11 protein-coding genes are annotated in these 14935 nt (G+C 63.2%); 5 read left to right on the forward strand and 6 right to left on the reverse strand.

Annotation, left to right across the window (positions count from 1 at the left end; translation table 11 throughout):
* Nucleotides 1–289 precede the first annotated feature (289 nt).
* From DYST_RS02400 to DYST_RS02420, 5 genes are all read left to right on the forward strand, one after another.
* On the forward strand, nt 290–1069 hold the full coding sequence (locus DYST_RS02400; RefSeq protein WP_428993976.1) for a ferredoxin--NADP reductase: 780 nt from the start codon (nt 290–292) through the stop codon (nt 1067–1069).
* Nucleotides 1070–1222: 153 nt separating this feature from the next.
* A complete protein-coding gene (gene dxs, locus DYST_RS02405; RefSeq protein ID WP_275666918.1) occupies nt 1223–3139 on the forward strand; it encodes a 1-deoxy-D-xylulose-5-phosphate synthase in 1917 nt (638 codons plus the stop codon).
* Nucleotides 3136–4065, forward strand: coding sequence for a 4-hydroxy-3-methylbut-2-enyl diphosphate reductase (gene ispH, locus DYST_RS02410; RefSeq protein WP_239949760.1), 930 nt, complete (start codon nt 3136–3138; stop codon nt 4063–4065). The genes dxs and ispH overlap by 4 nt, the downstream gene beginning before the upstream one ends.
* A complete protein-coding gene (gene ispC / locus DYST_RS02415) occupies nt 4062–5270 on the forward strand; it encodes a 1-deoxy-D-xylulose-5-phosphate reductoisomerase (protein ID WP_239949761.1) in 1209 nt (402 codons plus the stop codon). The genes ispH and ispC overlap by 4 nt, the downstream gene beginning before the upstream one ends.
* Before the next feature lie 92 nt (nt 5271–5362).
* A complete protein-coding gene (locus tag DYST_RS02420; RefSeq protein ID WP_428993977.1) occupies nt 5363–6229 on the forward strand; it encodes a polyprenyl synthetase family protein in 867 nt (288 codons plus the stop codon).
* Between the two features lie 19 nt (nt 6230–6248).
* Here the strand turns inward: DYST_RS02420 and DYST_RS02425 are convergent, their stop codons facing one another.
* From DYST_RS02425 to DYST_RS02450, 6 genes are all read right to left on the reverse strand, one after another.
* Nucleotides 6249–7904: a copper resistance D family protein gene (locus tag DYST_RS02425; RefSeq protein ID WP_239949763.1), complete on the reverse strand. Its 1656-nt coding sequence runs from the start codon at nt 7902–7904 to the stop codon at nt 6249–6251.
* A 55-nt stretch (nt 7905–7959) separates the two neighbouring features.
* The gene (locus DYST_RS02430; RefSeq protein ID WP_239949765.1) at nt 7960–8322 is read right to left on the reverse strand and encodes a copper resistance CopC family protein; all 363 of its coding nucleotides are present in this window, start codon (nt 8320–8322) and stop codon (nt 7960–7962) included.
* 24 nt (nt 8323–8346) lie between these two features.
* Nucleotides 8347–10959: an MMPL family transporter gene (locus DYST_RS02435; protein ID WP_239949767.1), complete on the reverse strand. Its 2613-nt coding sequence runs from the start codon at nt 10957–10959 to the stop codon at nt 8347–8349.
* A gap of 78 nt (nt 10960–11037) precedes the next feature.
* Nucleotides 11038–11775, reverse strand: coding sequence for a purine and other phosphorylase-like protein, family 1 (locus tag DYST_RS02440; RefSeq protein ID WP_239949769.1), 738 nt, complete (start codon nt 11773–11775; stop codon nt 11038–11040).
* The gene (gene shc, locus DYST_RS02445) at nt 11772–13751 is read right to left on the reverse strand and encodes a squalene--hopene cyclase (RefSeq protein WP_239949771.1); all 1980 of its coding nucleotides are present in this window, start codon (nt 13749–13751) and stop codon (nt 11772–11774) included. The genes DYST_RS02440 and shc overlap by 4 nt, the downstream gene beginning before the upstream one ends.
* A 17-nt stretch (nt 13752–13768) precedes the next feature.
* Nucleotides 13769–14908, reverse strand: coding sequence for a phytoene/squalene synthase family protein (locus tag DYST_RS02450; RefSeq protein ID WP_239949773.1), 1140 nt, complete (start codon nt 14906–14908; stop codon nt 13769–13771).
* Nucleotides 14909–14935 lie beyond the last annotated feature (27 nt).

Consider the following 14935-nt stretch of genomic DNA (forward strand, 5'->3'; position numbering starts at 1 on the left):
GCATGCGCGCATGCAAGCGGGCGCGCATTGCACCTGTGCGACAACCGTGCGGAACACGTGTCGGCTAGCAGGCAGAACGTGATCGATGCGTGACGATTTGCATGTTTGCGCAAGGACGTTGCGCGGATTGTGCAATAGACGAAAGAGATCAGGGTGCAGGATTGACTTCGACCGGTCCGTACTTGTACCTAGATACTTACGGTCAAGCCATGCGACGCCAGCCAGACCTGTGATGCGCGTCGGATGGTCTGGTCGCTTGCAAGCAACTATTCACTTGGCAACGGTGGCTGTGATGGTGGCATTGGCGACGGAATACGTGATCGACGTTCATCACTGGAACGATAGCCTTTTCAGTTTCCGGACCACGCGTGATCCGGGCTTCCGGTTCGATAGCGGCCATTTCGTGATGCTTGGGCTGGAAGTAGAAGGCAAGCCGCTGCTGCGTGCGTACTCGATCGCCAGTGCCAACCACGAAGAACACCTCGAATTCGTCAGCATCAAAGTGCCCGATGGGCCGCTGACGTCGCGCTTGCAGCACCTCAAGCCCGGCGACCCGCTCATCGTCAGTCGCAAGCCGACCGGCACGCTGGTGCTCAACGACCTTCGCCCCGGCAAGCACCTTTACCTACTCGGTACGGGGACGGGGCTGGCGCCTTTCCTGAGCATTGTGCGTGACCCGGAAACTTACGAGCGTTTCGACAAGATCGTGCTGGCGCACGGCGTGCGCCGGATCAGCGACCTGGTGTTCGCGGAATACCTGGAGCACGAACTTCCGGGCCACCCCTACCTTGGCGACCTGGTGCGCGAGAAGCTGGTCTATTACCCCAGTGTCACCCGTGAACCATTTCACCATCGCGGGCGTCTTACGGATGCGATTGTCGACGGACGCATGAGCGATGCCGCTGGCCTGCCGTCGCTGAATCCGGAAACGGATCGGGTGATGTTGTGCGGCAGCCAGGCGATGCTGGATGACACGAGTGCCTTGTTGGACGGTCGCGGTTTCCAGGTTTCGCCGCGCACACGTGAACCGGGCGACTATGTGATCGAGCGTGCGTTTGTCGAAAGGTGAATGCAGGTGAGCAGGATGCAGTATGGCGTGGCGGTGCCGTCGCAGGCATCGCCCGATGGTGTTCCAGTGGTGCTGTTGCTGGTGACGGCAGGCACGTTTGCTTGGCTAAAAACGTCTAGATAGAGACTCCGAAAGCCCCGAGGAGAGTCCGTCGTGTACGATCTGCTACGAACCGTTGATTCACCGGCGCAGTTGCGCGAGCTGGACATGCCGGCGCTGCATCAGTTGGCGAGCGAATTGCGCGTATTCATCCTGGAGAGCGTCTCCCACACGGGCGGGCATCTTTCCTCCAACCTCGGCAGCGTCGAGCTGACCATTGCGCTGCATTATGTATTCGATACACCAGGCGACCGTCTGGTGTGGGACGTCGGTCACCAGTCGTATCCGCACAAAATTCTCACCGGCCGTCGCGAGGCGATGGGCGGCATTCGACAGCTTGAAGGCATCTCCGGTTTCCCTCGGCGCAGCGAGTCGGAATACGACACCTTCGGTACGGCGCATTCCAGTACGTCGATTTCGGCGGCGCTGGGTATGGCGCATGCCGCGCGCATCCTTGGCGACGCGCGCCACAGCATCGCGGTGATCGGTGACGGAGCGCTCAGCGCGGGCATGGCGTTCGAGGCGATGAACAATGCCGGCGTGGCGGAAGACCTGCCCCTGCTGGTGGTGCTCAACGACAATGACATGTCCATTTCGCCCCCCGTGGGTGCGCTGCGGTATTGCTTCGGCCGGCTGATTTCCGGCCGCTTCTACCAGCACGCGCGCCGGGGTGTGCATTACGCGTTGCGGCCCATTCCGCCGATCAGCCATCTGGCATCGCGGCTGGAGTCGCAGATGAAAGGCTTGGTGGTGCCGTCACCCTTGTTCGAGGAGTTCGGCTTCAACTACACCGGGCCGATCGATGGTCATGATCTGGACGTGCTGATTCCGGCGCTGCAGAACATCAAGACGTTGCGCGGCCCGCAGTTCCTGCACGTCATTACGCAAAAAGGGCACGGCTACAAACTGGCCGAGGCCGATCCCATCCAATACCACGGCCCAGGCAAGTTCGATCCCAAGATCGGCTTGGTCTCGTCTGCCAAGGCCGCGCGCAAGAGCTACACGCAAGTGTTCTCCGAGTGGCTGTGCGACGAGGCGGCGCAGGATCCGCGCATCGTCGGCATTACGCCCGCCATGCGCGAAGGCTCAGGGTTGGTCGAGTTTGAGAAGCGCTTTCCTGATCGCTATTTCGACGTCGCCATCGCCGAGCAGCATGCGGTGACGTTCGCGGCCGGCCTGGCGACGGAAGGGCTGCGACCGGTGGTGGCGATCTATTCCACCTTCCTGCAACGTGGCTACGACCAGTTGATCCATGACGTCGCGTTGCAGAATTTGCCGGTGGCCCTTGCGATCGATCGTGCTGGCATTGTTGGCGCGGATGGCGCTACGCATATGGGCGCCTTCGACCTAGCCTACCTGCGCTGCATTCCGAACATGGTGGTGATGGCTGCCTCGGACGAAAACGAGTGCCGCCAGATGCTGCATACGGCCGTGAACCACGATGCACCTTGCGCGGTGCGTTATCCGCGCGGCACCGGGCCGGGCGTGGCTACCGAAGCGGTCATGAGCGTGTTGCCTATCGGCAAGGGCGAGTTGCGGCGGCACAGTGGAAAAGCACCGGGTCAGCGCGTGGCTATCCTCGCGTTCGGTTCGATGGTGGCGCCCAGCCTTGCCGCCGCCGAAGCGCTGGATGCGACCGTGGCCAATATGCGTTTCGTGAAGCCGCTGGACGAGGCGTTGGTGCGGCAGCTAGCCCAGACGCACGATGCGGTGGTGACCGTGGAAGAAGGTTGCCTACAGGGTGGCGCCGGGTCGGCCTGCGTCGAATGCTTGTCCGACACGGGTACGGTGGTGCCGGTACTTCGCCTGGGTCTGCCGGATGAATTCGTCGAACACGGCGATCCGGCCACGTTGCTCAATCACTACGGGCTGGATGCGGAGGGCATTCGTGCTTCCATCCAGCGTTTCACCGACCGGGTGCTGGCTGCCAAGCCAAGCTGCGCCGTCGCGCGGGAGGCCCGTTCTCCATGAAAGTGATTCTTGCCCAGCCACGCGGTTTCTGTGCAGGCGTGGTTCGCGCCATTGAAATCGTCGAGCGCGCCTTGCAGCGTTATGGCGCTCCCGTATACGTGCATCACGAGATCGTGCACAACCGGCACGTAGTCGACGATTTGCGCTCCAAGGGCGCGATCTTTGTTGACGACCTGGCCGACGTGCCGGAAGGCGCGCACGCCATTTTTAGCGCGCACGGCGTCGGCCGTTCCGTCGAAGCGCTGGCCGAGCGACGCAGTCTGCAGGTGCTGGACGCGACGTGTCCGCTGGTAACCAAAGTGCATAACCAGGGCCAGCGCTACGCACAGGAAGGGCGCACGGTGGTGTTGATCGGCCACGCCGGTCATCCCGAAGTGGTTGGTACGCTCGACCAGATTCCCGGGCCGGTGGTGCTGGTGCAGGACGTGGGGGAGGCCGAAACGCTCGACTTTCCTGCGGACGCACCGCTCGCCTATGTCTCGCAGACCACGCTGAGTGTCGATGACACGCGGCGCATCATCGACGTGCTGCGCCGGCGCTTCACCAACTTGTCCGGCCCGAGCACGGGCGACATTTGCTACGCCACGCAGAATCGTCAGAGCGCGGTGCGCGAGCTGGCGGGGCAGGTGGAAGTGATGCTGGTGGTCGGCTCGCCGAACAGCTCGAATTCGCGTCGCTTGCAGGAAATCGCCGAAGAGTTGGGCGTGCCTAGCTACTTGCTTGCCGACGGTGGCGAACTGCAGCAGGCGTGGGTGGCCGATGCGCGTATCGTCGGACTCACGGCGGGCGCGTCGGCACCGGAAGCGTCTGTTGATGATGTACTTCGTGCCTTGCGGCAACTCGCTCCGGTGGAGCTGGTCACCATGGACGGACGCCGCGAGCGCGCGGTGTTTCCTCTCCCGGTGGTGTTGGAGGCCGTGTCATGAACGTGCAGCGCTTGAGCATTCTTGGTTCCACTGGCTCCATCGGCACCAGCACATTGGATGTGGTCGCGCGCCATCCGGATCGCTTCCGCGTGTTTGCGCTCACGGCGCATCGCCAGATCGATCGGTTGTTTGACCAGTGTCGTGCGTTCCTGCCGGAAGTCGTGGTGGTGGGTGATGCCGAGGGTGCCGCGGAACTGAAGCAGAAGCTTCGCGCGGCGCGTTTGTCCACCGAAGTGGCTTACGGTCCGCAGGCGTTGAGCGCGGCGGCTAGCGCGGCGGCTTGCGATACCGTGGTGGCTGCCATTGTCGGCGCGGCGGGTCTTGCCTCGTCGCTGGCCGCGGCACGCGCCGGCAAGAAGATCCTGCTGGCGAACAAGGAGGCCCTGGTGGTGTCAGGGGCTCTGTTCATGCGCACCGTGGCTGAGCATGGCGCCACGCTGTTGCCACTGGACAGCGAACACAACGCCATCTTCCAGTGCCTTGGTACGGGCTCGTGCACGGGGGCAGGCGTCGAGCGCCTGATCCTCACTGCCTCAGGTGGTCCGTTTCTGCAGCGTGAGTTGGATACGCTGGATGCCGTGACGCCCGACCAGGCCTGCAAGCATCCGAACTGGGTGATGGGGCGCAAGATTTCGGTCGACTCGGCCACCATGATGAACAAGGGGCTGGAAGTCATCGAGGCTCGCTGGCTGTTCGACATGCCGGCGGAGCGTATCGAGGTGCTGATTCATCCGCAGAGCGTGATTCACTCGATGGTGGCTTACGCCGACCAGTCCGTGCTTGCGCAACTGGGCAACCCCGACATGCGCACGCCGATTGCGCATGCCATGGCGCATCCGGATCGTATCGACTCGGGCGTGGCGCCATTGGACCTCACACGCATGTCCAACCTGAGTTTTTATGCGCCGGATCTCGCGAGGTTTCCGTGCCTGCGGCTTGGTCTGCAGGTGTTGCGTGACGGTTGCCGCGCTAGCGTGACCTTGAACGCCGCCAATGAAATTGCGGTGGACGCGTTTCTGCGGGAGCAGATTCGTTTCACCGATATCGCGCGCGTGGTGGAGCGCACGCTTGATCAGTTGCCGGCACTGGCTGCCACCGCGCAGCTGGACGATATCCTTGCCGCCGACGAGCGGGCGCGTGCGACGGCTCACCAAATTATTGCCAAGCTATCAGCGCCGCGCGCTGTCGTAGCAACCATTCATTGATGTGATGCGGAGACGAGTGCGTGAGTGAAGCGATTCAACTGTGGCCTGCTTCGTCCGGTGCGCCGGCACACGCCGAGCCGCTGGAAACCTGGATGCCACGGATCCTGCAGCGCACCGAGCGGGCACTGGAGCATTATCTGCCGTCGGTCGATACCGTACCGGCGACGCTGCATGACGGCATGCGCTACGCCACGCTCGGCGGCGGAAAGCGCCTGCGTGCGCTGCTTTGCCATGCGTCGGGTGAACTGGTGGACGCGGACCCGGCGACTCTCGATGGCGCTGCCAGTGCGATCGAAATGATCCACGCGTATTCGCTAGTGCACGACGATCTTCCAGCGATGGACAACGATCTGCTCCGCCGCGGTCAGCCGACCGTGCACGTGCGCTATGGCGAAGCGATGGCGATCCTCGTTGGTGATGGTTTGCAAGCCCAGGCTTTCGCCGTGATCGGTGACATGCCGGCCAGCGCGACTCAGCGCGTGGCACTGCTGAAGGAGCTCGCGGCCGCAAGCAGCTCACAGGGCATGGTGGGCGGGCAGGCGATCGACCTGGAAAGCGTGGGGCATGTGCTGTCGCGCGATCAGCTCGAACAGATGCATCGATTGAAGACGGGCGCCTTGTTGCGGGCGGCGGTATTCATGGGTGCGCATTGCGGTGCGTTGGCCATGTCGCCGGAACTCCACTCAGCGCTCGATGGTTACCAGCGCGCCGTGGGGCTCGCGTTCCAGGTGGTCGATGACATTCTGGACGTGACTACCGATGCGGCCACGCTGGGCAAGACGCCCGGCAAGGACGCGCAGGACAACAAGCCGACCTACGTGTCGCTGCTTGGGTTGGATGCCTCGCGCAAGTTGGCGGAGGACCTGGGCGAGCGTGCGCGCGCCGCGCTGGCTCCGCTGGGTGAGCGCGCCGCGCACCTGCATGGCCTTGCCGACATGGTGGTGCATCGCATTCGCTGAGCGGGTATCGCGGGGCGCCTCACGCCTCGCGATACCACAGCAAGATCACGCCGATCAGCATGAAGCACGCCGGCCACACGTAGCCCGCAATACGCCCGCCGCGACCGGGCAGGCGCAACTCCAGCCATCGCGACCAACCCGCGGCCACGCCGGCCAGCGCCAGCGGCGTGTGGGTCAATTCAATCAGCATCTGATCTTTCACGTTGGAAATCTGATGACTGTGCGTGAGCAACATGGCGCCGCCTACGGCGACCAGTAGCGGAAAGACCAGCGCCGCGCGCTCGCTCTTCAGGCGGCCAGTGCGTACGGACCATTCGAATGTGCCGAACAGGATGATCAGCAATACGAAGAATCGGTGCTGCGCCACTTCTACATCGCGCCACGCCACCCACCATCCCTCCTGACCCAGTGGCCATACCTCAGGGTCGGATCGGAGCAGCAAAAAGGCCGCCATAAGCAGGAACAGTAGTGGCCAATGGCGCGCCCATCGCATGCCCGCGCGACTGAGCAAGGCGAGGAAGCCGATCAACAGGACGAAGATACCTGCCCAATGATGGTTGTATTCGGACCACGCGATATCTTCGGCATTGCGCGGCGGCAGGATGCCGGAACCAGGCGTCGTGGCCGACTGCGTTACTTGGTGATCACGCGCGGCGTCCTGATCCAGTTGGGTCTGCAATTGCGAAATGGCTAGCGTGTCGTGATCGGGTGAACTCAGGCGCGGCCATGCCGGCGCATTGCGTACGGCGATTTCGTGCAGTGTCACGCGATCGGTGGTCAGGTCGACGGCAGGTGGTACGGACGTCAGCGAGGCCGCCGCGAAGAAGATGGTGAAGCCGATGCCGATCTCCACTTCGGCAAAGCGACGCATGCGCGTCACGGAGGCATCGCCTCCCTTGCGCAGGCGTTCGGTGACCAAGAAGTTGCCGAGCCCCAGGCCCAGCAGGCCGATGAACATCGCCACCTTGGCGCCAACCATGACGCCGTAGGCCGTGCCGTAGAAACCCTGCGCGTCGCCCACGTAGAAGATCCACATGGTGATGCCGGACAGCAGGACGCAGGCCACGCCGATCATCGACATACGGGAGAAGCGCGAACCGACCAACCTTAAGCCATCAGCGTCCTGCAGGTGGCGTAGTACAACCACAAAGCAGGGAATGGCACCGATCCAGATCGCGGCGCCGAACTGGTGCAGGCCTTCCACGAGCATCAGCAGGGTGTTGTCGTCCAGGCGCGCATAGGCATGCGTAGTGGCCGTGGCGGCGGCCAGTTCGATCAGGCCGACCAGCAGCAGTAGCGTGCGCGGAATCGACCGCGCCATGGTGCGTTGGCCCAGGCAAAAGGCGATGGCGAGCGCACAGAGGATCTTGACGCTGGCCGCCACGGCGAACGACGCCTGCATGACGTTGGAGAAGGGCAGGTCGACGGTCGACATCAACACGGACACCTGCAGTGCGGTCGTCGCCAGTTCGGCGAGCACCAGTCCCCAGGCGCTCCAGCGGGTCAGGCGCACGATGCGTTGTTCCAGCGCGTCGCCCTGTACCAGTCGTGAGCTCAGCGGGTGCAGCAGGAACACAAGGAAAAGCAGGCCGCCCAATGTCATGGACTGGGCGACGATCACCAGTCCATGCAGGATGACGCTCAGGTAGCCAAAAATGTCGACGAGCAGTGCCACGGTACCCCCGTTGGTCAGCGGTGGCTAACGATTGCGATGACGTTGATTGCCGCGCTCAGGGCGCGGGCGTCACGTTGAACGGCAGGTCGCCGCGCGTGATGTGTCCGTCCAGAGCCAGTGCCTGCCAGCGGATGACATAAGCGCCGGGCTTCAGGTCCGTCGCGCTGTCCAGCTCGTTGGGCTTGTCTGCACTGGCGGTAATGGCGAGCGGCGTTTCACTCTTGTCGGCGGCGACGAGTAGCAGTCGTGAGCGCCCCTGGTCGATCTTGCTGTTGTACTTGAGTGTCAGTGCCACATGACCGGCCGCGACGCTACCGTTGGCCTTGGGCGTGCTGTCGGTGAGGATGGCGTGGGCGCTGACGTTGAGGCTGGCGAGCAGGGCGAGAGTGGCGAACGCGACGCGACGATTGAGTTGCATGCGGTGACTCCAAAGCGACGGGGATCAAGTGTGGCTGAAGGGTTGTTTGCACAGCCCGATCGAGTAAAGCATGGCGGGCAGGAAGGCGAAGGTGGACAGCAGCACGGCCACCAGACTGAGCAACAGCACGCCGCCCATGCTCGCCGTGCCTGGGTGGCGAGCGATGGCCAGGCTGCCGAAAGCCGTTCCCGTAGTGAGCGCAGAGAACAGGATGGCGCGTGCCGTGGGCGAGCCAAGGAACAACTGCATGCCGTGGCGCCAGTTCATTACGAAGTAGACATTGAACGACACGCCTACGCCCAAGAGCAGCGGCAGCGCGATGATGTTGGCGAAGTTGATGGCAATGCCGAACAAGCGTGCCAGCAGCGCGGTGAGCAGGGCAGACATCAGCAGCGTTGCCAGCACCAGGCCGGCGTCGCGTGCGCGGCGCAACACCAGTATCAGCACAATGGCGATGGCCGCGGTGGCATAGATCGCCGCCTCGCGGAACGCGATGAGAATGGTGTCGGCCGCCCTGATGGTATCGACGGCGGAACCTGCGGCATCCGGGGCTTCCTTCTGCACGGCCTGGACGAAATCGCGCAGGCCGGCAGTGCTCTGTGCCTTGGTGGTGGGCGTTACCTGCACGCGCACGCGCCCATCCGGTGCAAACCAATCGCGGCGCAGGTCGTCCGGCAGATTCTGCATGGTGATGGGTGTGGCCGATAGCGAGTCGGCCAACTGGTTGAGTGTGTAGGGCAGGTACTTCGTCAGCGCGTCGTTCGCTGTCGCCATTTGTTGGTCGTTGCCATGGGCCAGTGCAGCCAGTGCCTTGCCGATGCGTCGCAGCGGCGAGTTGGCTGGCAGCTTGTCGGCAACACTGGCGATGCCGTCGCTGGTTTCCTTGGCGGCGTCACGCATCTCGTCGGCGGTAGGTGCTGCGACTTTCTCGCCAGGGTTCAGTACGGCGTACATCAGGTCGGATGCTTGCTGCAGCTGCTCCAGTTTGTCGTCCTGACCGGTGGGAACGAAGTCGACACCCGATACGACTTGCGCCACTTCCGGCAACTTGCCCAGCTTCTCGCTTAGGGCTTTTGCAGCAGGCAGGTCTTTTGCCAGCACGTCCATGGTGAACGGGTTGGTGTTCGGGTCGTCCATCAGTGACGTGAGTGTTTGCATTGCCTCGGTATCCGCGCGCTTGGTGTGCAGCGGATTGGCGTCGAACGGGATGGTGGCCGCGCACCAGATGCCGATGACGCCAAGCACGACAAAGACCGTCAGCACGGCTTTGCGGTTGCGGTTTAACCACTTATCCGCAGCGACGCTGCCGGGTAGCGCGACTTCTGCGTGCGGTGATCCTTTTGCCAGCAGGCGCAGCAACGCAGGCAGTACAGTGAGCGTGCAGATGAGTGCTAGCAGCATGCCGACGCCAGCGATGATGCCGAGCTCCGCGACGCCGGTGAAGTCGGTCGGTGCGAAGGCGAGGAAGCCGCAGGCCGTGGCGAGCGCGGCAAGCCCGACCTGGCTGACTACGCGATTGGCCGTTTCATGCAGGGAGTCGTCAAACGTACGGTCGCTGTACTGGCGGGCGTGCAGGCGCACGCCGAACTGGATGCCGAAGTCCACCGCGAGGCCGACGAACAGCACGGCGAATGCCACGGAAACCAGGTTGAGTCGGCCGACGGAAAGCGCGGCAAAGCCCAGCGTGTAAATCAGGCCAACCACCAATGTGATGACCACCGGAACGATCAGTCGCCAGGTGCCTAGCGCCAGCACCAGCCAGAACACCAACAGCAGGCTGCTACCGATAGCGATGGGCCCGGCGCGATCGGTCAGCGAGGCGAACTCTTCATCGGCCAACGGCACTGAGCCGGTGTAGTTGATGTGCACGCGGCCCGATTTCACCTCAGGCAGTTCATGGGCCAGTTGCAGCATCGCTTGTGTGGCGGCCTGTCCCGGCTCCAGCGCCGTGTGGTCGAGCACTGGGTGGATCAGGATGAACTCTTGCCCGCCGTTGCTGTTGACCAGATCGGGCGTCAGTAGCGCCTGCCAGGAGAGCGGTGCGTTCTTGCCCGCCACTGCGTCTTCCATGGTTTGCGCGACGTTGCCGAGCGCCGGATCGTACGAGGACAGGTCATCCGCCATGCCGCGACGCACACCTTCAACCATAAGGTTGATGCCGTTGAAGAGGCCGCGTGCGGACGGATCCTTGGCCAGCGGACCGAGCAGAGGCTGTGCCTGCAGCATGCTGTCGAGCGTGCTTTCCAGTTCATCCTGGGGAAGCAGTAGCAGGCCCTCGCGATTGAAGAAGGGGCTGATGCCCGGCGTGGACGACGAGCGGAAATGTTCCTTGTCAGCCACCAGTTTGGCGTTGAGCGCCTGCGCGGCAATGCGAGCTTCTTCGGGCGTAGGTGCGCGCACCACAGCGGTTAGCGTGTCGCTGAACTGGGGGAACTGGCGCGCAAAGGCGGCGCTCTGTTGCCGCCACGGCAGCTTGTCGGAAAAGAGATGGTCCGAGTCGGTGTCGATGCTCAGGTGTCGCGATGCACCCCAAAGACTCAGCATGACAAACAGGGCGGTCAGCAGCAGGACGACATAGTGATGCCGGCCACTGCGGTCCACCGTCCAAACCAGGCCTTTATGAATCGCTTTGAACACGCCGTCGGACCTCCGGGCTACGATGCCGCCGGCCGTACGTCGAGGCCAAGCCTGACATCCGAAAACAATGGTTGAAGATTAGCAGGACCGGGCCGCGTCGCGCGCCAGACCCGCACCTGCCGCTTGTGCCGCCGCGCGCAAGGCACGTGTCGCCTTGCTCATGCGTGCAGCCAGGGTTGGCAGCTCCATCAGTAGATAAGGGTGACGCAGTAAGGTGGCCAACATGCGCAGGCTGCGAGGGCGACCCCAGGCATCGATGCTGCTCTGTAGTTCGGCGGGTACGTTGTCCTCGCGCTCGTCGACGATCGCACGCAACACAATGAAGGGTATTCGGTGCTCTGCGGCAACGATCGCGATGGCGGCGCTCTCCATGTCTACAGCAAGCGACTGGTGGCGTTCACGCATCCAACCTTTCGCCTCCACGGAAAGCAATGGCTCGGGCAGGCTCAACAAACTGCCTTGCTCCACCAGCGGAAGATTGGCCGCCGTCAGGCAGCGGATGAGCGATGCGCGCCACGCCGGATCGGGCTGGTAGTCATGACTGCGTTCGTCGAGCACGCAGGACGGGCAGAACAACGTGCCGCTCCGCAGGCCGGGAGCAAGACTGCCGGCTACGCCAAACGAGACGAGTGCGCTGGCACCCGCCTCGATCAACGCCTGTGCTCCTTCGCGTGCGGCCTGTTGGCCCATGCCGGTGAGGCAGAGGAACTCCCCTGTATCGAGCGTCGACGTTGCGCACACCGGCACGAATCGGCGCGTCAAGGTGCGCGCTTCGGCGGCCAGCGCTGTCACGATGCCCACGGTGTTCGGCGTCACCGGCTCGGCCGCGAGCGCGCCATCAATTGGCGATAACGGGTAAGTGCCCATAGCGGGAAATAAGCGGTGTAGCCGTGATATTTCAGAAAGAACACCCGGGGGAATCCGGGTGCGTTGAAACTCGGGTGATACCAGAGGTCCGCCTCTTGCTCGCCCTGTGGTTGCTGATGGTCGAGCAGCCACTCGATGCCGCGCCGCGCCGCGTCGGATGCATGCTCACCCGCAGCGAACAGGCCGAGCAACGCCCACGCGGTGCTGTGAGGCGTGCTTACGCCGCCGTTGGTGCCGCGCAATTCAGGGTCGAAGAAGCTGTCGTTGGTTTCGCCCCAGCCGCCGTCGGCATGCTGCTTCGCGAGTAACCAGTCAACGGATCGACGAATCCACGGCTGCTGCATGTCTTCGCCGACCAGCGCAAGGCCGGCCAACACGGACCACGTGCCGTAGATGTAATTGGTGCCCCAGCGCCCCCAGTACGAGCCATCCGGCAATTGTGCGCCATGGAGATACGTCAGGCAGCGTTCGATGGCGGGTTTGTCTTGCGGGCGGCCGAGCGCGCCGAGAAATGCCAGTACGCGTCCGGAGACATCTTCCGTCGGCGGGTCGAGCATGGCGCCATGATCAGCGAAGGGTATTTCGTTGATGTGGTAGTGCGTGTTGTTGCGGTCGAATGCCGCGAAACCGCCGTTGTCGGACTGCATGCCGATAAGCCAATCCGCGGCGCGCTCGATGCGCTCGCGATACACGCCTTCGCGCGGGGTTCCGCGCACGGCGACGTGCAGCAGGCCAGCGACAACAGCGGTGTCGTCGAGGTCAGGGTAGTACGCATTGGCGTACTGGAAGGCCCAGCCGCCCGGCGCGAGATCCGGCGCCTGTTCGGCCCAGTCGCCCTTGAGTTCGAGTTCTTGCAAGGGCGCGAGCCACTCCATGGCGCGGGTCACCGCATCTTGCGTGGCCTCATCGGGCGAGGCGCGCAACAAAGCGAAGGCGGCCCAACCGGTGTCCCACACGGGTGACACGCAGGGTTGGCAGAACGCGGTGCCATCGTCACGATGCACGATCAGCTTCTGCAACGACTTCAGGCAGGTGGCACGCGCGGGGTGATCTTTGGCGTAGCCCAGCAGATCCATCGCCTCCAATGCGTTCACCATCGGCGGGAAGATGCCGCCGAGGCCGTCCTCGCCATTCATGCGCGGCAGGAACCATGCTTCGGCGCGCTTAATGGCCTTGTGGCGCAACGAGGACGGTATCAGTGGGTCGCAAGTTCGCCCCAGCTTGTCCAACACGAGAAATAGCTTGCTGGTGAAGGTAGTCGTGCCGAAGTAATGGCGCTCCTGGTCGGGCGGCGTCACGAACAATTCGGCAATGCCAATGTTGCGCGGGTTTTTTGCCTTCGCCTTCATCGAGCACAGGATGAACAACGGCACCATCGTGCTGCGCGCCCAGTACGACACCTTGTCGAGGTGGAATGGCGCCCAGCGCGGAAACAGCATGATTTCCACCGGCACGTATGGCGCAGCACGCCACGGCACCTGCTCAAACATGGCGAGCAGGATACGTGTGAAGACGTTGCTCTTCGCCGCACCGCCTTGGGCCAGGATGGCCTCGCGAGCGCGCCGCATGTGCGGCGCATCGGGCGAGTCGCCGGCGGCCTTGAGGGCGTAATACGCTTTGACGGTGCATGACATGTCGAGCTTGCCGTCGTGATACAGCGGCCAGCCGCCATGCGTATCGAGTCGTTGCTTGAGGCGGATGTACCGCGCCAGCTTTTCTTGCAGCACGTCATCGATCTCGTCGATGAAGTGCATCATCAGGATGTACTCGGAGGAGATGGTGCAGTCGGTTTCGAACTCGAAACACCAGTGGCCGTCGGGCCGCTGCCGGGCCATGAGCGCGTGGCGCGCGCGGTCGATGGCCTGGTCGATGCGATCTTTTTTGTGTTGCGGTTGACGCGAGGGGGCTAGGGTAGGAGGCGCCATGGTGGCTGGCGTATCCGTCATAACGATCGTGCGTTCTTGAAGTCCGACGCTCGTCGCCACGGCCACGCTACGTTCCTTGCCTGAGGCACATCCCACTCTGGCCCTAGCGGTGTAAGTGGCAACTTGCGGGCCGCTGCGCCGAACAGAAAACGGACCGCCGGATCGTACTTGTCGCTGAGGCGCGTCAAACCGATGGTCTGGGCAACCGCGGCGCGCGAAACCTTGACCTCTGTGCCCGACGAAAAATCCAGGCGATCCTGCAGATTGCGCAGCGTAAGCACGGCCAGGCCGATGCTCCACAGGCAGAACCGACGGAACCCGGCGTGGCGCGCGGGCACGAGCAGGGTGTACTCCACAGCGCGGCACAGGTGAGAGTGCGCAACGCCGATCAGTTCAATCATGGCGTTGGCGTAGCGGGCATCTTGCTGGCCGGCCGTGAGGTCGCGGAGTTCCACGCCGTGACGCGCAAAGACATCACGCGGAAGCCAGCACACGCCGTGGCTGCGATCTTCCCATTGGTCCTTGAGGATGTTGGTCATCTGCAGGCCCTGGCCGAACGAAATGGCCAAGCGCATCAGCGTGCGTGTCTGCGGAACCAATTCGGGTTCGAAGTCGATAAGCAGCTTGGTGAGCATTTCACCGACCACGCCGGCGACGTGGTAGCAGTAGCGATCCATGTCACGCAGCGTCTCCAGGCCTTGCGGGCCTACGACACGCTGGAAGTCGTGCATGCCTTGCGACATCACGCGCAGGCATTCCACGATGGCTTCATGCTGCGTGGGGTTGAAGGTGTCGGTGACTTCCAGCACCAATGGCAGCCTGAACACCAGATCGCGTTCGCTTTCCGAGGTGGCATTGGATAGGCGTGGCGCGATGTCGGCGGCAAATCCGCGTGCGTCCACGTGCCCGGTGACGGCGCTGACGAAGGCGTTTTCGTAGCGACCCTTTTCTTCCGCGGTGAAAGCGGGCTCGTCTTCGATGGTGTCGGCAATGCGACAAAGCAGGTACGCGTTGGCAACGACGTCGCGCAGTGCCGGCGGCAGCTGCGGGATCGTCAGCGCAAACGTCCGTGAAACCTTTGGAAGAATCGCTTCCTGGTAAGCGCTGGCGTTGCTCGGGGCGACCTCAGCGGCTTGTTTTGCATCGAACATTGGCATGCCTGGGCCTTCTTAGTATTCACATAC

This window comes from Dyella terrae, assembly GCF_022394535.1.
Lineage (GTDB): Bacteria > Pseudomonadota > Gammaproteobacteria > Xanthomonadales > Rhodanobacteraceae > Dyella.